Raw genomic sequence first — 19,098 nt, 5'->3', positions numbered from 1 at the left:
CTGCTCAGTGAGAAAAAATAACCCTTAAAAACCCCTCACAGACTCCAGTATATAAAATTTCTGGCCACTGGAAAAAAATAACCCTTAGGTTGTCCTCTCAGACTCCACAAAGGCCCTGATATCATCAATGGCCGCCCTGACCATCTCAGGGGCTGGTCCGCCTGGAACCATCCTCATCCTGACATTCTCAAGTGGATCAAGGGCCCTTCTCACAAGTTCCTGGTCAAGTCCAAGTCTCTTCCCGGTAACCTCAAGGCTCACCTCATCAAGGTACTCTGAATCTATGTCAGAGGGCCTGAGTCCATCGGCGATCGCCCTTGTGACCAGCCTTCCAACTATCCTGTGGGCCACCCTGAAGGGTATGCCGCGCTCCCTGACAAGGATATCTGCAAGGTCCGTTGCGGTTGCAAAGTTGGCCCCTGCAAGTTCAAGTGCACGCTCATGGTTAACCCTGATGCCCAGGAGCATCCCCCTCACGACACGGATCATTGACAGTGCCGTGTCGGTGGCCCTCCAGAGGTGGGGTGTGATCTCCTGGAGGTCCCTGTTGTAGGTGTAGGGGAGGGCCTTCATGATTCCAAGTACAGAGAATAGTGCCCCCTGAACCGTGGAGGTCTTTGCCCGGGCTATCTCGGCCACGTCAGGGTTCTTCTTCTGGGGCATTATCGATGATGTTGATGAGAATTCATCAGGGATCTCTACCATGCCAAACTCGTAGGTGCTCCAGAGTATCATCTCCTCTGAGATCCTGCTGAGGTTCACCGCCAGCACTGAGAGGTCAAATATTGCCTCTGCTATGAAGTCCCTTGCACTCACCGCGTCCATGGAGTTCCTCATGTAATCAGAGAACCCCAGGAGTTCCGTTGTGAGTTCCCTGTTTATCGGGAAGGTTGTGGTTGTCATGGCCGCGGAACCCAGCGGATTGATATCAATCCTCTTCAGGGTGTCCTGGAGCCTCTCATAGTCCCTTTTCAGGGAGTGGGCATAGGCCATGAGGTGGTGGGCAAGGGTTGTTGGCTGGGCATGCTGGAGGTGGGTGTAGCCAACCATGACAGTCCCTGTGTGCTCAAGTGCCATTTCAGCTATCCTATCAATAAAATCAAGGAGTTCGTGGCTGATTATTTTTATCTTCTCCCTCAGGGCCAGGCGAAGGTCAGTTGCAACCTGATCGTTCCTGGATTTACCCGTGTGCATGAACCCTGCTTCCTCACCTATCCTGGCTGTCACGTAGTTCTCAACAGCCATGTGGATATCCTCCACCGACGGGTCCATGTCAAGGGCCTCAACACCCTCCTCCCTGAGGGTTTCAAGGGCTTCTATGATCTTATCCGCCACTTCCTCCGGTATTATACCCTCATGGGCCAGCATCGTTGTGTGTGCAATGTTACAGTCAACATCCGCCTCGAATATGTGGTGGTCGAATGTGAGGGATGAGGTAAACTCCGCTGCCTCATCCTCCATACCCCTCTTTAATCTGCCAGCCCTCAGGTTCAAGTTTCCACCTATTCCCTGTTTTTCCATTCGGTGTATCCGCATTTACCGCAGGCGTACCTGTCCCCATGGTCAGCCATGAAGACACCGTTTGAGCATCTCACACAGAAGGGGTTCTTCCTTACGAGTTTATCCCCCTTTACCTCGTAGAGTTCGAACTTCTTCATCTATTCTTCCTCCTCTTCCTCTTGTGCCTCTGTGTTCTTCTTTATGACGTGTTCAGGTTCTATCTCGGTGAGTTTATCCATTGAATCATATATCTTGGCGTATCCTGAGGCCTTTGGCTCGCCGAATCCCTGGTCGATCTTGTCGACCACAAGGAGGTCCTTATCGGCGTCGAGCATTGCGACGAGTTTGTTCTTAACATCAAGGACCTTTGGTGTTGATTCACCCTCATATAAGCATTCGAACCTTATCTCCTTTCTGTTTAAGAGTGGGTTTTCCTTTTCCTCGATTATTCTGATCTCCATTCTATGCCTCCTCAAAGTTTTTTATGAGTTCTTCAGCTCTTTTCCGTGTTTCGATGGCCCTCACCAGCACAACACCCTCATCTGGCTGTCCATAAAGGATGACAGTGTCTGCCGGGGCCATTAAGATTGATGGTAAAACAGCCAGGTCCTCCTCTCCATCAACGACTATCATGAAGCGTTCACCGGCTCTGGCCCCATCTATGGCCTTTTTGATGGAGTTCCAGAGGTCCTCTGTTATGGTGCCTGGCGGGTTTGTGGATCTGATAATGGTTGCTGTGTCATTGAATTCATGGTCAGAATCCATTCTCTGGATCCTGTTATCTATTATGCTGACGTCCGGTTTCAGGCCATGCTCCAGTGCATTGCGTGTTGTGACATCACCAACCGTTATGAGAAACGAATCCCCCACGTCAATGTTTTTGAAGGATTCGTGGAGCTCTCCAAGGGGTTTCTTGAGCTCTGCCCTGAGTTTTTCCGGTAGAACGTACACTATCTGACCCTCAGTGCGTATTCACCAGGAAGTTTTATATCCAGTTCCCTGGCTATATCTGATTTCTCTGGATCTATGATTATGAGCAGTCCGCTCCAGTTGGTGGATGCTGGAACATTGCAGACCGGGCAGCGTTCGTCGCTGGTGATTCTCTTACACCTTGTGCATGCCTTCTCAGTCATTTTTTACTCTTCCTCTTCTCTTCTTCAATCCATTCGAATTTACCAAGACCGGGCTGCCTCATGGTGAGCCCAACCTTCACGCCCTCTCTTCGGCCCTTGAGGCTCAGGGCGACTATCCTTGCCCTTACAAGGTCGCCCTCATCCAGGCGTTTACCTGTCTCCTTACCTGTGAGGGAGCCCTTCTTGGCATCATAGGTTATGTAATCGTCTGTAACCTGTGAAACGTGCACAAGACCGTCCACCGGTCCAATGCGCACGAATGCTCCGAACTCTGCAATCTCTATTACCTCGCCCTCAACGATCTCATGGAGTTCTGGTTTGAAGAAGAGGGCTGTGAATGTCACCTCATGGTAGGCAGCGCCGTCACCCATTATGACCTTTCCGATTCCTATGTCCTCTATTTCCTTTACGGTTATCATCTGACCGAGGTTCCTGTCCATCCTTCCAACGTAGGTTTCGTTGAGAACCTCTATGGCAACCTCCTCCAGTGGCTCCTCAAAGCGGTCTGGAGGTATTCTGACTGTATCAACAATTTTTGTTATATAATACAATGGGATCCCCCATTAAAGAATTACTCCATACATTTCTCTCTGTAGAGTTCTATGGAGTGGTTTACGGCTTCAAGTGCCTTTTCGGCGCCCTCCCATCCGATTATCTCTGTCTCCTTACCTTCAAGGTTCTTGTAGACCTGGAAGAAGTGTGCTATCTCCTTCAGGATGTGTTCGGGTAGGTCTGATATATCATTAACATCACTGTAGTGGGGGTCCTCCACGGGCACCGCCAGGATCTTGTCGTCCTGGTCCCCACCATCTATCATCCTGAGAAGGCCTATGGGCCTTGACTCTATGATGCATCCAGGGAACGTTGGCTCATCCATGAGTACCATGATGTCCATGGGGTCGCCGTCATCATAGAGAGTCCGGGGTATTATACCGTACTCTGCAGGGTAGAATACCGGTGAGTAGAGCACCCTGTCAAGTGCGAATGCCTCAAGGTCCTTGTGGTATTCATACTTGTTCCTTGAACCCCTGGGTATTTCAACAACTGCATATACTACCTCTGGTACTGATGGTCCAGGTTCAATATCCTTCCACAGATTCATAAAAAACCTCCTATTTATATATGCCCATCAACTGCAAGATATTTTTTCTGCCTCAGGTACACCACGGGTATGCCCTGTGACCTCGCCCTTTCCCTGAGCTCCCGGTCAGCGGTGCAGAGCACGTCTGAGATCCTGAGAAGCGCATCGTCAACAGATTCGCCCTCAAGGAGTTTCTCATCAACCACCCTGAATGGTGGTCTTCGTGCAAGGGCAAGGCCAATGGAGGCGGCTATCCTTGCATCACCACCTGAATGCCTCCGTATACCCTCAAGTTCCCCTATCACAAAGGATGGGACAAGGAGCTCATGGGTCGGGAAGAGTCTCCGGAGCTCAGAGACTAAGTCGACCCTGAACTGGTGGGGTATCATAAAAAATTGGTGTCTATAACCACCCTATTTGATGATACCATATCCTATCAGCCTCCATCTTGCTCCAACCCTTCTTGATAGGGCTATCCTCTGACCCTCCTCTGCGCAGGCGGGTAGTTTCAGGACGACATCAGCGTCATCAGCCCTCGCTGATTTAACAACACCCACGGTGGTTGTGGTACCCACGTTTATCATCAGGGGCTCCCCTGTCTTTATGGGCTCCACCTTGGTCTCCTCCTTGGTACCCACGACCCTCTCAAGGAGGTGGGTCTCCATGGTGAAGGAGTGCCTCACAGGTGGCAGGGTGCCGGGTTCACCGGCCACTGAACCTGAAAGTGAGTCTGCCTTGGTCAGTGAGGGGTCAAGGAGGGTTCCGACACCCACAAGGCCCCCGGGACCAACCTCATCCATCTCCTCTCCCCCTGCCACAAGGCCTGTGATGGTGGAGTGGAGGCTCATCCAGGACTGTTTACCGTCCTTTTTAACCTGTATGCCGGGTTTTATCTCTATCTCATCCCCGACCCTGAATTTACCCTGGACAAGTGAGCCACCTATAACCCCACCTGCAAGGTGTTCAGGGTCAACCCCTGGCTTGTTTATATCAAAGGACCTGGCCACGTACATCCTGGCAGGCTTATCAACATCCCTTTCGGGTGTTTTGATTTTCTCCTCAATTGTCTCAATGAGAATGTCAATGTTGGCGCCCTGCTGTGCAGATACAGGTATTATAGGTGCATCCTCGGCACATGTGCCCTTCACGAATTCCTTGATCTCTCTGTAACTCTCAAGGGCCCTTTCCCTGGAGACTATGTCTATCTTGTTCTGGACAACAATAACATCCTTAACCCCTATCACATCCAGGGCCATGAGGTGCTCCTTTGTCTGGGGCTGGGGGCATGGCTCATTGGCGGCTATTACCAGTATGGCGCCGTCCATGAGGGCGGCTCCAGAGAGCATGGTTGCCATGAGTGTTTCATGTCCCGGTGCATCCACAAAGGATACCTTTCTCAGAAGCTCTGTCTCTGTGCCGCACCTCTCACAGATCTCTGCAGTTGTGTAGCACATGGGGGCCTCACACTGGGGGCACTTCCTGAAGGTTATGTCAGCGTAGCCCAGACGGATTGATATGCCCCTCTTGGTTTCCTCACTGTGCGTGTCTGTCCAGACACCTGAAAGGGCCTTTGTAAGGGTTGTTTTACCATGGTCCACGTGCCCCACAAGACCAATGTTTATTTCAGATTGATTTTTCACGGATTACACCTATAAAATCTTTTATTATTCCTCATCGGCGCCAAGGAGCTCTTCAAGTGGCTTCTCACCCTTTTGGATGACCACGGTGTTTATCTGTACTATGTCCTCTGATACCGTGTTTCCCCTGAATGTTTTCCTTCTCCTTTCACCCTTACGTGCAGGTTTGTATCCCACGCCACCTGATACAAGGCTTCTAACTCTCCTTGCACCTGGTACCGTCTTCTTCATAGGGAAACCGTTCTTATCGCTTCCACCTGTGATTTTCAGTCTGTATCCCTTGAGGCCTATTACTGAACCATCGAATTCGTCCCCTATTGTGAGGCCAATGAGGGCCTTTGATTCTGATGGTTCTACCTCCATCTGGACACTCTTCTCCTTATCTGAAATCACAACCTTAAATGCCAATATATCTCCTCCTTTCTTAAATTAAAATGGTGCCTTCATTCCCCAGTCAGGATTCTTCTTCCGCTTGATCTCAGCTATCCTCTCCAGAAGATCAAGTTCTTCCTCTGTGAGATCCCCTGAAAGTTCATCCACGAGTATTCTGTAGTGGTTCTCGGGTATGTCAACGTAGAGCGTGTCGCCCTCATTGATTGTCTTCCCGTAAACGGCGTCCTTGATTGCCATTGCGACCTTCTGGCCGCGTGATGCTGATTTGAGGTTTTTACCCTTATCCTGCATGCTTTCAACGGTACCCACAGGTTCTCCTTCCTCGTTCATGAGGGGATAATCCTGCTTTATGACACCTGCAAGGACCTCAACACCCCCAATTGCCGGTTTGCTCTGCCTGAAGACAAGTTTCGGGATGAGCCTTATGCTTGCAGGTTTTATAATCGCATCCATCCACTTTTTCTTCTTCTCTTCCTCAATGGCCCTGACCCATTCCTCATATTCTTCCATGAGCCTGTAGATGACGTTCCCCTGGAAGAGTTTGATGTCTGAGTTCTTGAGTTCCTGGGCCGCTGATGGGATCACCTTCACGTTGAAGGCTATTATGGCCCCGTAGACCCTGTCCTCCTGGAGGGATATTCCTGCATTCACAACGTCCCTCCTTGAAACGTCCCCAATGTCAGCCACCTTGATGGGAACATCCATGTCCCTCAGTATCTTCACCACTGCTTCAAGGGACCCCAGGGTATCGGCCTTTACAACCACACCCGCCTCGTCGGTGTCTATCTTGATGTCCTCTATTTCACTGAGTATCTCTTCTCTGACCTTCTCTGGATCCGTCACCACACGGAGGGGTGAACCCGCCATTACATCGTCGATGTCAGGTGCCACGATCTTTATACCTGCAGCAGCCACCACCTCGTCCACCTTCTGGAACCTCTTCCTGGACTCCCTCATCTCCTCGAGGGGTCTGGGTTTGAGAAGTGACCTTATCCTGGTGGATATGACATCCGTTGATGTCATCATGGCGATGGTGTCGTTCTTACGGAGTATGCCGTCATAGATAACAGCGTCAATGGTCATCCCGAGACCTGTTTCCTCCTTAACCTCAAGGATAGTTCCCCTGGCAGGGGAATCCTCCTCAATCTTCAGCTGTTCCCTGAGGTACTGCTGCGCAAGTCCCATGAGCATGGTGAGGAGTTCAGGTATTCCCTCTCCGGTAACCGCACTTATGGGTATTATGCTGACCTGTGAGGCGAAGTTGGTTACCCTGTCGAACCTCTCTGATTCAAAGCCCTCCTCGTGGAGTTTGCCCACAAGTTCATAGACCTTTGTGTCCAGTTTCTGCTGGACCTGGATGTCCTGTTTGCTGAAGGTCTCCATGAAGGGTCGGCCCTCATGGGCCCTCCAGCCGTGGATCTTGTCTATCTTGTTTGCAGCCACCACGAATGGTGTCCTGTACATCTTCAGGATGTTGAGGGCCTCCTGTGTCTGGGGCTTGAATCCCTCATTTATATCAACGATGAGTATTGCAAGGTCTGCAAGGGCCCCTCCACGTTTACGGAGGGTTGTGAACGCTTCATGTCCAGGGGTGTCTATGAAGAAGAGTCCTGGCAGCGTCTCCCTGATTGAGAATTTTTTAAGGAAATCTCCGCATATGTTTTCAATGACATCCATGGGTATCTCTGTGGCCCCTATGTGCTGGGTTATACCACCCGCCTCCCTTGCGGCAACTGCACTGCCCCTTATATGGTCAAGGAGGGTGGTTTTACCGTGATCCACATGTCCGAGTACTGAAACTATGGGTGATCTGATCTTCATTGAAATCTCCGCGTTCATTCCTCGTATACCATTTCCCTATCAGGCATCTCGTAGCTGCAAATTTCTGATTCCTTAAAGAAAAGTTTAATCTCCCTCTCAGCTGATTCTGGAGAATCTGAGGCATGGATTATGTTTCTACCTGTTTCAAGGGCGAAGTCTCCCCTGATTGTTCCAAGTTCTGCCTCTGCAGGGTTTGTTGCGCCCACCATCTTCCTTATGATGGAGATGCAGTCCTTACCCTCGATGACCATTGCAAGGACTGGTGCTGATGTTATGTAGTCCACAAGGTCCCTGAAGAATGGTTTTTCCCTGTGTTCCTGGTAGTGTTCCATTGCAAGGTCTTCCGGGATCTGGAGCATCCTGGCGGCGACTATCTTGAGTCCCTTATCCTCGAAGCGGGATATTATCCTTCCTGCGAGGCGCCTCTTTACTGCGTCAGGTTTTAGCATTACAAAGCTTTTTTCCATCATTTTTTAACCCATTTAACTTTTCTTGGAACCCTTCCCAGTTTGATCATGTTTTTCTCGCATTTGCTGCTGCAGAAGAAATAGATTGTGCCGTCCTTCTTAACGTACATCTTTCCTGTACCTGGCTCTATTTCTTCATGGCAGAATGAACAGACTCTCATTTACAAACACCTGCCTGATCAGGGGGTCCTGATTTCCTTTGCCTCTCTGATTGTGTCAAGGAGCATCAGGATATCGCCTTCCCTTATTGGACCCATGACGTTCCTTGTGAGTATCCTTCCCTTATCTCTTCCATCAAGGATTCTGCACTTGACCTGCATTACCTCTCCAGTCATCCCGGTTCTCTTCAGAACCTCAATAACCTCTGCTGGAGTTGCTTCCTCCATTAAACCACCTTTGTATTAAATTGAAGGTGAAAGGCTTTTTCTGCCTTTCATCTATTTTTTAAGTTCTTCAACCTTTTCTATTATTTCGTTTATGAGGTCCTCGGCGTCGCCGGCTTCAACTATGGCTGCTGATGCTGTGCCGACGTTGAGACCTGCGGCTGCACCCAGTTCATCCTTGGTTGGAAGGTATATGTATGGTATTTCCTTTTCCTCTGCAAGGAGTGGGAGGTGAGCCACGATTTCGGCTGGTTCAACATCCTCAGCTATAAGTACGAGCTGTGCGACTCCCCTTTCAACTGCCTTGGTAACCTCGTTTGTACCCTTTGATATCTTACCTGTTTCCCTGGCTATTTCAAGTGCCTCTGCGGCCTTGTCAGCCAGTTCCTTTGGTACATCAAATTTCACATAGATTGCCTTTGCCATGTTATTTACCTCCTTTTTCATCTGGTTTTTCTACCATCCATCGGTAATTACACCAATCTGGACAACTAATCCAAGTTATGGATTAACATGAGGTGGGTAGTACCCTTTATATGTTCTCTGTATATAAAACTTGCTGGATACAGATTTTCATCAGAAATCGTACTTAGATTAATCCCGGATAATCCAGTTAGACACCCAGGAAAACAAGGATTAAATAAAATTGTGGGCTCATCACATATAAAGTTTTGCCGCAGGCAAAAAGGGAATGAATGATGGATGTATGTGAGAATTACATCCTCTTAGCTGCCAGTTCAATGTCAGAAGCCTTAACAGTTTTTCTTCCAGCATGTTTTGCAAGTTTAACTGCGTTTAGGGCTATCTCTTCACCTTTGGCTTCAAGGACTTTTGCAAGGGCTTCCCTTGCATCATCACTTACCCTCTCTGCACCGGCATTCTTTATTATTCTTCCAATTGGAGCTATTGGCAATTCCATAATTAACCACCTCATTTTATGTAATATAATCTATCCATATTATCCTATATAAATATATCGTTAATCTGGAGGTTTTTCTGGCCCATTGATTGGTTCATGTGGCACCTAAACAGAATCAGTATATTCACAAGTGGCGGGAGGGTGAGAGATTAACCTCAGAGTGTCCTAATGAAAAATAGAAAAACTTAAAACAGAAAAAATATTCATGGAAAATTTAAATGTTTATTACGCCCTCTTTTCCTTTATAACAGACCTGAGCTGGTTTATATCGGGTTCAACCTCAACTGGTTCTGTTGAAGCCCTTATGGCGGTGTCAGGATCCTTAAGTACGTGACCTGTTACAACGCAGACCACGCGCTCGCCCCTGTCAATGACACCCTCATCCACCAGTTTCAGGAGGCCTGCTATGGATGCTGCAGACGCCGGTTCAACACCTATACCCTCCCTCCTTGCAAGGAGTTTCTGGGCAGATAGTATCTCCTCATCGGTCACTGTCTCGGCATATCCATCTGACTCATAGATGGCCCTCAGTGCCTTGAGGTAGCTCACAGGCGCCCCGATCCTTATGGCGGTCGCAACCGTCTCAGGGTTCTTAACAGGGTCAATTTCCATCTTACCCTTCCTGAAAGCCTCAACCACAGGTGCAGCACCCTCTGCCTGTATACCTGTCATCATTGGCCTCTCCTCAATGAACCCTGCCCTGTGGAACTCTGAGATACCCTTCCATATGGCTGATATGTTCCCTGCGTTACCAACCGGGAGGATGATACGGTCAGGGGACTCCCAGCCAAGGTCATCCACTATCTCAAAGCCTATGGTCTTCTGCCCCTCAAGCCTGAAGGGGTTAACCGAGTTGAGGAGGTAGAGCTCCCCCATGAGGGCAAGTTCCGTTACCGCCTCAAGGGCCTCATCGAAGTTTCCCATGACAGATAAAACCTGGGCACCATGGAACATTGCCTGTGCAAGTTTGCCAAGGGCAACCTTACCTGAAGGGAGGAGCACCACGCAACCGAGACCCGCCCTTGCTGCGTAGGCTGCGAGGGAAGCGGAGGTATTGCCGGTTGAGGCACAGCCCACCGTATCAACGCCCAGTTCAACTGCCTTTGTGATACCGACACTCATACCCCTGTCCTTGAAGCTACCTGTGGGGTTGGAGCCCTCCACCTTCACGTATAGTTCAATGCCGAGTTCCCTGCCAATGTTATCGCACCTCACAAAGGGTGTTCCACCCTCATCAAGGCTCACTATCTTTGAGGGGTCCACGGGCATGAACTCCCTGTACTTCCACATGTTCTGCCTTCTGCAGCTGAATGTGTCCCTTGAAACCTCGACTTCACATTCAACCTCCAGCACTGACCCGCATTCACTGCAGGTGTATATGATCTCGTTTAGTTCATACTCCTTACCGCATGATATGCACCTTATCACATAGTCACCATCCATTGAATGTATTAATCAGAATAAATTTTGGGGGGTCCTTTCCCTGGACACCACCTATATTGATGTCTTTATGTAGTTGTAGATTCCCAGTGTCAGGTTCGCCTCAACGAATGCCGCCACCACAAGGAACAGAACCCCTATACCAAGGAGCATTAGGGACTCCTGAAGCTCATCCAGGTTCCTCTCAAAGAAATAAACCAGTCGTTCCATGAAGGACCCGTACCATGTCTCGGTGAATAGATCACTGAAGAAGTGGTAGGTGAAACTTGCAAGCCTGAACCCAGCTGCCCCGGCAATTATGAGTCCGGGGATCTCAAATATTCCATGGGGGGCCGTCAGGATTATGAAGTCCCCCAGTGGTGCCTGTGAAGCAAAGAACCCTATGAAAAGGCCGTTTATTATAAGGAACAGTGCCGTGAAAACTCCCAGAAGCAGGCCTCCCCCGTAGATGAGCAGGGCGGCCTGGAGGTTGTGAAAGAATATGGAAACTGTTGAGAGTTTCAGTTCACCCTCCGCTATGCTCCTTCTGAATTCGTCCATCATTGGCTTCAGTAGCGGCTCGATGGCCCCTGAGAAAGCGTATCCTGCAAAAAGGGATATGAGGAACAGGAAGGTTGAGGCCAGAAGGAAGGTCTCATTGCTCCTCATAAGGTAAGCCAGTGTCCCCTCATACTTTTCCTTCTTCATTTTACCCCTCAAGCACCCTCCCCGCAGTGGAAAGGGCCTTCTTTCTTTTTCTGGAAAGTTCCTCAAAGAACTTCCTGATGAACTCTGCAGTATTATTTTTGCACTCCCCACACATAAGTGTACCGTTTCTGCAGGATTCATAGATCTCCTCAAGTTCAGGATCAGAGCCCGACATGTGGTAGAGGAGGGTCTCATAGATTATGCAGTCCTCGGGAACACCCCCAAGTTCCCTCTGCTCCTTAAGGGTCTCCCTTCCACCGGTCTTGGCATTCCTTATCTTCTCCTCAGCCTCCTCTGGGGTATCACTAAGGAATATAGCAGATTTTGGCCTGCTGCTTGACATTTTACCCCCGGTGAGGCCCCCCATGAACCTGTGATAGGTTGATGATGGTAGAATGAAGCCATACTTCTCCCTGAACCTCCCGGCTATGTCCCTTGTGAGCCTTATGTGGGGGTCCTGGTCCGGGCCCACAGGGACAACGGTGGGCTTGGGGCCGCCCAGCTCCTCAAGCTGGGGGTGGAGTATATCTGCCACCTGTATTATGGGGGCGTACATGTGGGCCATGCTTGTTGATCCTGTGAAGCCATATATGGCCCTCAGTTCATTGAAGTTGACCTTTCCTGCAAGGACATAGGCAAGGTCCTCCACCATGAGGTTCTCTGACTGGAGGTAGACGTGTATGTTGTCCTTTGTGAGGTCAAGCCCCAGTGCAATGTAGCCTGCAATGTACTCCTCGATGGCTATCCTCCTTGAGGTCTCAAAGTCGATGCCCCTGGCAGAGTAGGCCTCCATGTCGGCTATGGGTATGAATATCTCGGCACCCAGTTTATCGTACCACCTGAGCTGGTCCACGATCATCTTGTGGCCTATGTGCATTCTGCCGCTTGGCATCATCCCTGTTACCACTGCAAAGTCGCTGCCACTCCTTATGGCCTCAAGTATCCTGTCGTAGTCCCTGTGACCGAAGACTATACCCCTCCTCATGAGCCAGCTGGGTTCAGGTACATCCTCAAGGACTTCACTGAATGGCCTTACACCGAATTTTTCAATAAGATCCATGTATTCAAGGTTTGCTGATCCCCACGGGTCTATCAATCATATCACCTGCACTTATGGTCTTATCCAGTCAACGAGGTAGTAGGTTACATCCTCCTCATCGTCCAGGAAGGCCAGGAGGAGCTTCTTGTTCACCCCATGGGCCACCCTGACGTAGCTTGAAAAGTCCAGGGCATGGATGGTGTCATTCTCTGATATAACCCTCACAAGGTATGCTGAGTGTGTCCTGCCCGGGGCCCCTCCCCTCTCATACAGTCTGAACTCTGCACCGTACTTGAAGCCTGTCTTGACTATGTAACCCCTGTTCCTCAGGTCCCTGTAGACCAGGTACTTGCTGTAGAGGCCCCTCTCAGCCAGGAGTGATATGAATTCCTCCATTGATACCTCATCGTCGTCCCTCTTAAGTTTGAGTTTACCCCTCTCCATGAGGTGCGCTGCCTCAATCAGTGAAATCTGCAGCCTGTCCTCATAGAGTTTACCGTAGTGGCTCTTGCCGTGCAGCCTCCTTGCATCCGAGTCCGGTTTTATTGTTACAACCTCGTCTCCCAGCTGTCCCTCCATCTATAAACCCCTCTAAATTATGGAATATCTAAATTATGGAATAATTTATATACACAGATAATCCTGTTCTGGAGATTAACGCATGCCTGGAAAGGAATATATCAGGACAATGACATGCCTCTCCTTAAGGACCCTCCGAGGAGAAACCTATTCAATAATAGCATGCCTCTCCTTAAGGTCCCTCTCCTTCTTCCCAAGGATTGCCATGAACTCTGCTATGAGCCCATCCAGGAAGAGGTGTGTGCTGTCCTCAAATAGTGTGCCCATTGGTGTGAGATCATCGTAGTCGCCCCTTAAAACACCGGAGGTGTAGTACTTCCAGGCCTCCTTTGTTTTGCTTGGTATGCATATTACAACGTCGCTGTGCTCTGTCAGTGTTGACTGGGGAGTTGCGGTTACCGCGATGACCGTTGCCCCAACCGACTTTGATGTGGTGGCTGCCAGTGTGACGGTCTTTGTTTCACCTGACCCTGAAATGGCAATCAGGCAATCCTCATCACTTATTGCAGGTGTTGTAACATCCCCAACAACGTAAACCGTGAACCCGAGGTGCATGAGCCTCATTGCAAAGGCCTTTCCAACAAGCTCTGACCTCCCTGTTCCCACGATGAAAACGGCACGGGCATCCATTATCCTGGTTATCATCTCCTCAAGTTCAGACTCGTCAACCTTTTCGATTGCGTTTATGGCATGTTCAGTTATCTTGTGGACAGTGTTTTTGAGTATCTCCATTTCAATCAACTTTATATTATTTCTATCATTCTGGCAGGTTCGTGATCCTTATACCTGCATTCCTAATCCTGTTTTTGATATTCCATCATTCTGGCAGGTTCGTGATCCTTATACCTGCATTCCTAATCCTGTTTTTGATATTCCATCATTCTGGCAGGTTCGTGATCCTTATACCTGCATTCCTAATCCTGTTTTTGATGTTGAGGTTTATAAGCAGCGGTGTTATCTTCTCAATGACCCTCGCATTTTCAAGGCCACCGCAGTCAATGGCCCTCACACCATCTATCTTCTCTGCGAGTTCAGATGCAAGATCGAGGGCATCCCTGTGGTCAGAGGCAATGAGGCAGTCACAGTCCACAGGTCCTGTTATGTCAAGGAGGGCTGATGCACTTATATTGTTGAATGCCGCCGCTACCCTTGTGCCCTGGTCCTCAAGGAACCTTGCAGCCCTCTCGGCAGCTGAGCCATCCCAGAGGTCAATGTAACGCACCGCTGAGCCCCCAAGACAGCTGTCAATGGGGACTGTGGCATCTATGAGAACCTTGCCCTTAATTGCCTCCTTAACTGAGCCAAGTGTGGCCATCTGTGCCTGCAGTGGAACTGTCAGAATTGCCACCTCAGCCTCCTCAGCGGCCTCAGCATTTGTGGCACCCTTAACCTTGAGGTCATCTCTTCCAGCGATTTCAAGGACCTTCTGAGCTGCACTGACAGCCTTTTCAGCGTCCCTTGAACCTATGATTACTTCTTCTCCTGCTAATGCAAGTCTCAGGGCAAGTCCAAGGCCCTGGTCACCTGTTCCACCAAGAACTGCGATCTTCATAATATCACCATTGTTACCTTTCTCAGTACATGATTACTAATCAATAATCTTCCTAAGGAATTCAATACTCCTCTCAACCTCACCGGGTGTTTTAACCTCAACCGTGAGAATACCCCTGTAACCGATCCCCCTTAAACCCTCAATAATGGCCCTGAAATCCAGTGAACCAGCCCCAAGGGCATCGTGGCTGTCAACCTCGCCGTTGTTGTCAGATAGGTGGACGTGCCCAACCCTCGGGGACACCATCTCCCCTTCACTGTAACCCATGGTTGCTGCGTGGGCAGCGTCCAGTGTCACCTGGATTTCAAGTTCCTCTGCAACCCGCCAGAGATCCTCAAGTTCCCTCAGAAGGGGGCCCTCAAGGCGGGGCATGTTCTCAGGGTAGATTCCGGCACCCCTGTCCTCTGCATACTCAGATATCACTGAAAGCGATTCAAGGTTCCGCTGAACTATGAGGTCACTGTGGGGTCTTCCAAGGAAGGGGACGCTGCCAGGGTGCACAACAACCACCTCAGAGTCCAGTTCAACTGCAAGGTCAACCGCGGATTTAACCTCAGCTATTGACGCCTCCCTGATCCCCCTGTTGAGGGATGCTATGTTTATGTCCGAGATGGGCGCATGCACCGTGAAATCAAGGCTGAAGGAGTCAGCCACCTCCACATCATCCAGGGGGTACTCATAGATTATCTCACAGCAATCTGCCCCTGCATCCTCAATCCAGGTGAGCATCTCCTCCAGTGAAAGTGGGGAGAGTGCAAGTGTTGAGACACCTATCCTCATCCAGATCACCTAGGCCTCGGGCCGCACCCTTGCCCTCACAGGTATGTTGTGCTTCACTGCCTCCATGATTATATCTGCAAGTTCTATGTCCCTTCTGAGCTTTATGGTGCCCTTCTTACCCACAGTTGCTGTGAAGAGGTACTCGTCCTCAACCAGTATGTCGAATGACACGCCCACTGCATCCCTGCCAAAGTTGAGGACCACGTAGTTTCCTGCAAGTTCCACCGGAACCTCAACGGTCTCCTCAAGTTCCATCTCCTCAAGTGGCTCAACACCGATACTTATACCTATGTTCTTCTCGATCTCCTCGATGGTCTTTCCCTTCTTGCCTATTACCTGGGGGATGTACTTCTCCTCTATCCAGACCTTTGCCCTTTCATCGGACTCAAGTTCAACCCTGACCCTTGCACCGGGTAGCCTCTTGCGGAACTCCCTCTCGATTTCCCTCTCGGCTATCCTGTGGGCAGATGGTTTCCGTCCACCGGGGGATGCCTTTGAGACATCCATGACTATCGTCTGCTCACCGTAGGTGTAGATCTCATGCATGAGCTCCCCTGACTCAAGGTCCCTTATCTCTATGACCGGCCTTGCAAGGTCGGCCTCCTGCATACCCGTCGGGACCTTAACAGTGAGGGATACGTCGTAGACAGCCTTCACCTCTCCGTCCTCAATGAATATGGTTGTGTCAACCACCGAGGGTATCACACCAAGCTCCACCCTGCCCAGGATCCTCTGTATGGCATCTATAGGCCTTGTGGCATGGACAACCCCAACCATACCCACACCTGCAAGCCTCATATCCGCGAAGATCCTGAAGTCGCGGGTCTTCCTTAGCTCATCGTAGATGGTGTAATCGGGCCTTACAAGGAGCAGTATGTCGGCGGTCTTCTGCATATCCCGTTCGATGGGCGCGTACTGGGTTATCTCGTCACCCACCTGGAGGTCCCTGGGGGACTCCATGGTCTTCACAACCGCCCTCATCTCCCTGCTGTAGAACTCTGCCACTGCCTGGGCAAAGGTACTCTTACCTGCCCCTGGCGCCCCTGCTATGAGGACACCCTTGGCAGTGTCCCTCAGCCTATCAATCAGCCTCTCTGAGAGCCTGTAGTCCTCCAGGGAGACCCTGGCAACCGGCCTCACGGCGGTTATCTCGAAGGCCTCTGAGAATGGTGGCCTCGCTATTGATATCCTGTACTCCCTGAACTGGACCACAGTGGCGCCCTCCATCTCTATCTCAATGAAGCTTTTGAAGTCGCTCTTGGCCCTTTCAACTATTTCACGGGCCATCCTGTTTATATCTGCATGTTTGAGCGGCTTGCTATCTATTTCAACCAGCCTTATTTCCCCTGGCCGCCCCTTCTTGGCCATTGGCACAACGTTCTCCTTGAGGTGCACCGACATGGTGTAATCATCAAAGTACTTGCTTATCTCAAGTTCCTCATATTCCAGGACCTCTGGTTTAATGTAGAAGACGTCAAGTCCCTGGGCCTTCCCGACCTCTGCCTGCACCCTGTCGCTGGTTATGAGGAGCGCATCGTACTCCCTTGCGGTTGCCCTTATCATGGCGTCTATCTCACCGCCCCTTGAGAGTGAAATCTCATCCACTGTGGGGCGGCGCCCTACAAAGATCATTGATATTATGTTCTCCTTGTGGAGCCTCTGGAGGTTCTTCAGCTCCTCAAGGCCATTGAACCCGGTTTCCCTTCCCCTGTTGGCCTGGTATTCAAGTTCAGATACAACTGCCTCGGGCACTATCACCTCGCTGCCCCTGAACTCCTCCTCCTGCACTATGCCGGTGATACGCCCATCAACTATAACACTTGTATCTGGAACGATCTTCATCTAACCATCTCCATATATTTCATCAGGATCAAAGACCCTTACGGCGTCCTCCCTGACCCTGAGTTCATCCCCATCAATGCTGCGGTAGAAACAGGAGCGGTAACCTGTATGGCAGGCGCCTCCCTCCTGTTCCACCTTCAGCACAACTGCGTCGGCGTCACAGTCCACAAGGACGTCCTTAACACGCTGCAGGTGTCCAGAACTCTCACCCTTGAGCCAGAGTTTCCCACGGGACGTGCTCCAGTAGTGGGCCAGCCCTGTCTCCAGTGTCCTCTCGAGGGCCTCACGGTTCATGTAGGCCACCATGAGGACCTCTCCTGTCCTGTGGTCCTGTGCCACTGCAATTATGAGGTCCTCGCCATTGATATTATGTCTGAAATTTAAAATGTTAACATCTCCCTTGATTTATTCCTCTCTTTATTATTCAACCAGCACAACCTAACCTGATATTCAACTCATTTATTGTTCTCTTTTATCTTCTTCAACATACACAACCTAAACCTGACATTCAAACCTATTCACAGCAGGATCTTCTTCAACCTATCCACGATCTCAGTCCTATCCACAGCCTCCTGTGAAGCGTCCTCCATGTCCCTCAATGTGACCTTACCCTCCTGGAGGTCCCTTTCACCTGTGAGGACCACGAACCTTGCACCAAGGTGATCGGCATGGGAAAGTGCCTTTCTGAGTTTTCTCCCTGCAAGATCCATGTCAGCCGCTATACCCACACTTCTGATCTCCTGTGTGATCCTGATTGCCTCGGGGAGTGTTGATTCATGTATGGGTATCACAAAGACGTCAACCATCCTCATGTCTCCCTCGTCCATTTCAAGGGCATTCATGAGGCGGTCGAAGCCAAATGCGAAGCCCGTTGATTCAACCCTTTCGCCCCCAAAGGTTTCAACAAGGTTGTATGTGCCGCCGCCACAGATCTGTCTCTGGGCGCCGAGTCTGGGGACATAAATCTCAAATACTGCGCCGGTGTAGTAGTCGAGTCCCCTTGCGATTCCAAGGTTTACATGGTAGTCCTCAAGACCGAAGTGTTCAATGGTATCCACAAGTTCAGCGAACTCCTCAAGGGCACTGAGGGACTCCGGGTAACCCTCAAGGAGCCCCCTGACATCATCAAGTACCTCAGGGCCCCCCTGTGTGCCTATGAGGCTCATGAGGAGATCCCTGCTCTCGGGGATATTTCGACCCCGTCAAGGCAGGATTCGAGTTCATCAACGTCACCCTTATCTATTATGCCCATTATCCTGTCCTGGAGTTCATCCCCTATGTTCTCCCTGCCAAGGATGCCCCTGAGGATTCCAAGGTGCCCGACGTGGACCTCGAACCCCTCAAGTCCAAGCCTCCTGAGGGACTCGGCTGCAAGGGTTATGACCTCTGCCTCCGCCAGCGGAGACCTTCCCCCTATGAGTTCACAGCCGAACTGCCAGAACTGCCTGAAGCGGCCCGCCTGGGGCCTCTCATATCTGAAGCAGCTCCCAAAGTAGTACATCTTTATCGGTTTGGGATCACGCTGCATCTCATTCATGTAGAGCCTGGCGACCGGTGCTGTGAGTTCCGGCCTCAGTGCCAGTTCCCGGCCACCCTTATCTGTGAAGTGGTAGATCTGGTTCACCACCTCCTCACCGGATTTTACTGTGAAGAGTTTGAGGTCCTCAAATATGGGTGTTTTGATCTCATGGTAGCCGTAGGTCTCAAATGTCCTTCTGAGTACGTTTTCAACCTCTTTCCTGTTTCTCATCTCAGCGAAAAGAAAATCTCTGGTTCCTCGCGGTCTTGATATATCCATGGCAGTAATTCCTCCAGTAAAAATGATAAAGGGGATGATAGGAGATT

The 19,098-nt window shown here is 50.3% G+C and carries 25 protein-coding genes and 1 pseudogene; all 26 read right to left on the bottom strand.

Annotated features, from left to right (window positions below; genetic code table 11):
- Nucleotides 1-84: 84 nt before the first annotated feature.
- Nucleotides 85-1,494, bottom strand: a complete 1,410-nt coding sequence (gene argH / locus AB9H23_RS02130) for an argininosuccinate lyase (RefSeq protein WP_370005254.1) — start codon at nucleotides 1,492-1,494, stop codon at nucleotides 85-87.
- Between the two features lie 8 nt (nucleotides 1,495-1,502).
- Complete coding sequence (locus AB9H23_RS02125) at nucleotides 1,503-1,658, bottom strand: 30S ribosomal protein S27ae (protein ID WP_013295537.1); 156 nt, start codon at nucleotides 1,656-1,658, stop codon at nucleotides 1,503-1,505.
- Complete coding sequence (locus AB9H23_RS02120) at nucleotides 1,659-1,961, bottom strand: 30S ribosomal protein S24e (protein ID WP_370005252.1); 303 nt, start codon at nucleotides 1,959-1,961, stop codon at nucleotides 1,659-1,661.
- A gap of 1 nt (nucleotide 1,962) precedes the next feature.
- Complete coding sequence (locus tag AB9H23_RS02115; protein ID WP_370005250.1) at nucleotides 1,963-2,451, bottom strand: GTP-dependent dephospho-CoA kinase family protein; 489 nt, start codon at nucleotides 2,449-2,451, stop codon at nucleotides 1,963-1,965.
- Nucleotides 2,451-2,633 carry a transcription elongation factor subunit Spt4 gene (spt4, locus tag AB9H23_RS02110; protein ID WP_013295534.1) on the bottom strand — a complete coding sequence of 61 codons (183 nt, stop codon included), beginning with the start codon at nucleotides 2,631-2,633 and terminating at the stop codon, nucleotides 2,451-2,453. Before spt4 ends, AB9H23_RS02115 begins: the two co-directional genes overlap by 1 nt.
- Nucleotides 2,630-3,175, bottom strand: a complete 546-nt coding sequence (rpoE, locus tag AB9H23_RS02105; protein WP_171770409.1) for a DNA-directed RNA polymerase — start codon at nucleotides 3,173-3,175, stop codon at nucleotides 2,630-2,632. The genes spt4 and rpoE overlap by 4 nt, the downstream gene beginning before the upstream one ends.
- 29 nt (nucleotides 3,176-3,204) lie before the next feature.
- Nucleotides 3,205-3,735: an inorganic diphosphatase gene (locus AB9H23_RS02100; RefSeq protein WP_048175187.1), complete on the bottom strand. Its 531-nt coding sequence runs from the start codon at nucleotides 3,733-3,735 to the stop codon at nucleotides 3,205-3,207.
- A 14-nt stretch (nucleotides 3,736-3,749) separates the two neighbouring features.
- A complete protein-coding gene (locus tag AB9H23_RS02095; RefSeq protein WP_370005248.1) occupies nucleotides 3,750-4,103 on the bottom strand; it encodes a PIN domain-containing protein in 354 nt (117 codons plus the stop codon).
- Between the two features lie 24 nt (nucleotides 4,104-4,127).
- Nucleotides 4,128-5,354 (bottom strand): translation initiation factor IF-2 subunit gamma, encoded by a 1,227-nt coding sequence (gene eif2g / locus AB9H23_RS02090; RefSeq protein ID WP_321211815.1) that lies wholly within the window; start codon nucleotides 5,352-5,354, stop codon nucleotides 4,128-4,130.
- A 24-nt stretch (nucleotides 5,355-5,378) separates the two neighbouring features.
- On the bottom strand, nucleotides 5,379-5,759 hold the full coding sequence (locus AB9H23_RS02085) for a 30S ribosomal protein S6e (protein WP_048175184.1): 381 nt from the start codon (nucleotides 5,757-5,759) through the stop codon (nucleotides 5,379-5,381).
- A gap of 21 nt (nucleotides 5,760-5,780) precedes the next feature.
- Nucleotides 5,781-7,565: a translation initiation factor IF-2 gene (gene infB / locus AB9H23_RS02080; protein ID WP_370005246.1), complete on the bottom strand. Its 1,785-nt coding sequence runs from the start codon at nucleotides 7,563-7,565 to the stop codon at nucleotides 5,781-5,783.
- Between the two features lie 14 nt (nucleotides 7,566-7,579).
- A complete protein-coding gene (ndk, locus tag AB9H23_RS02075; RefSeq protein ID WP_370005244.1) occupies nucleotides 7,580-8,035 on the bottom strand; it encodes a nucleoside-diphosphate kinase in 456 nt (151 codons plus the stop codon).
- Nucleotides 8,032-8,193 (bottom strand): 50S ribosomal protein L24e, encoded by a 162-nt coding sequence (locus tag AB9H23_RS02070; protein WP_013295526.1) that lies wholly within the window; start codon nucleotides 8,191-8,193, stop codon nucleotides 8,032-8,034. The genes ndk and AB9H23_RS02070 overlap by 4 nt, the downstream gene beginning before the upstream one ends.
- Nucleotides 8,194-8,211: 18 nt before the next feature.
- A complete protein-coding gene (locus AB9H23_RS02065; protein ID WP_013295525.1) occupies nucleotides 8,212-8,418 on the bottom strand; it encodes a 30S ribosomal protein S28e in 207 nt (68 codons plus the stop codon).
- A gap of 51 nt (nucleotides 8,419-8,469) precedes the next feature.
- A complete protein-coding gene (rpl7ae, locus tag AB9H23_RS02060; protein ID WP_048176479.1) occupies nucleotides 8,470-8,841 on the bottom strand; it encodes a 50S ribosomal protein L7Ae in 372 nt (123 codons plus the stop codon).
- A 289-nt stretch (nucleotides 8,842-9,130) separates the two neighbouring features.
- Nucleotides 9,131-9,334, bottom strand: a complete 204-nt coding sequence (gene hmtB / locus AB9H23_RS02055) for a histone HmtB (protein ID WP_013295523.1) — start codon at nucleotides 9,332-9,334, stop codon at nucleotides 9,131-9,133.
- A 225-nt stretch (nucleotides 9,335-9,559) separates the two neighbouring features.
- Nucleotides 9,560-10,762 (bottom strand): threonine synthase, encoded by a 1,203-nt coding sequence (gene thrC, locus AB9H23_RS02050; RefSeq protein WP_370005241.1) that lies wholly within the window; start codon nucleotides 10,760-10,762, stop codon nucleotides 9,560-9,562.
- Between the two features lie 66 nt (nucleotides 10,763-10,828).
- Nucleotides 10,829-11,461, bottom strand: a complete 633-nt coding sequence (locus AB9H23_RS02045; RefSeq protein WP_370005239.1) for a stage II sporulation protein M — start codon at nucleotides 11,459-11,461, stop codon at nucleotides 10,829-10,831.
- Between the two features lies 1 nt (nucleotide 11,462).
- Nucleotides 11,463-12,557, bottom strand: a complete 1,095-nt coding sequence (locus AB9H23_RS02040) for a tryptophan--tRNA ligase (RefSeq protein WP_370005237.1) — start codon at nucleotides 12,555-12,557, stop codon at nucleotides 11,463-11,465.
- A gap of 15 nt (nucleotides 12,558-12,572) precedes the next feature.
- Nucleotides 12,573-13,079: a tRNA-intron lyase gene (endA, locus tag AB9H23_RS02035; protein WP_321211811.1), complete on the bottom strand. Its 507-nt coding sequence runs from the start codon at nucleotides 13,077-13,079 to the stop codon at nucleotides 12,573-12,575.
- Between the two features lie 147 nt (nucleotides 13,080-13,226).
- Nucleotides 13,227-13,811, bottom strand: coding sequence for a 6-phospho-3-hexuloisomerase (gene hxlB / locus AB9H23_RS02030; protein ID WP_300478055.1), 585 nt, complete (start codon nucleotides 13,809-13,811; stop codon nucleotides 13,227-13,229).
- 145 nt (nucleotides 13,812-13,956) lie between these two features.
- Nucleotides 13,957-14,631, bottom strand: coding sequence for an NADPH-dependent F420 reductase (gene npdG / locus AB9H23_RS02025; protein ID WP_370005235.1), 675 nt, complete (start codon nucleotides 14,629-14,631; stop codon nucleotides 13,957-13,959).
- A 36-nt stretch (nucleotides 14,632-14,667) separates the two neighbouring features.
- Nucleotides 14,668-15,411, bottom strand: a complete 744-nt coding sequence (locus tag AB9H23_RS02020; protein ID WP_370005233.1) for a sugar phosphate isomerase/epimerase family protein — start codon at nucleotides 15,409-15,411, stop codon at nucleotides 14,668-14,670.
- A gap of 9 nt (nucleotides 15,412-15,420) precedes the next feature.
- Complete coding sequence (locus AB9H23_RS02015) at nucleotides 15,421-17,253, bottom strand: PINc/VapC family ATPase (protein ID WP_370005231.1); 1,833 nt, start codon at nucleotides 17,251-17,253, stop codon at nucleotides 15,421-15,423.
- Nucleotides 17,254-17,658: a phosphoribosyl-AMP cyclohydrolase gene (hisI, locus tag AB9H23_RS02010; protein ID WP_048175174.1), complete on the bottom strand. Its 405-nt coding sequence runs from the start codon at nucleotides 17,656-17,658 to the stop codon at nucleotides 17,254-17,256. It abuts the gene before it with no gap.
- A gap of 113 nt (nucleotides 17,659-17,771) precedes the next feature.
- Nucleotides 17,772-19,051, bottom strand: a pseudogene (gene hisS, locus AB9H23_RS02005) (histidine--tRNA ligase).
- Nucleotides 19,052-19,098: the final 47 nt, after the last annotated feature.

It is taken from the genome of Methanothermobacter sp. KEPCO 2 (assembly GCF_041228365.1).
In the GTDB taxonomy this organism is placed as follows: domain Archaea; phylum Methanobacteriota; class Methanobacteria; order Methanobacteriales; family Methanothermobacteraceae; genus Methanothermobacter; species Methanothermobacter marburgensis.
Note: the sequence above shows the minus strand (reverse complement) of the source record. Positions and strands in the feature narration are given on the sequence as shown.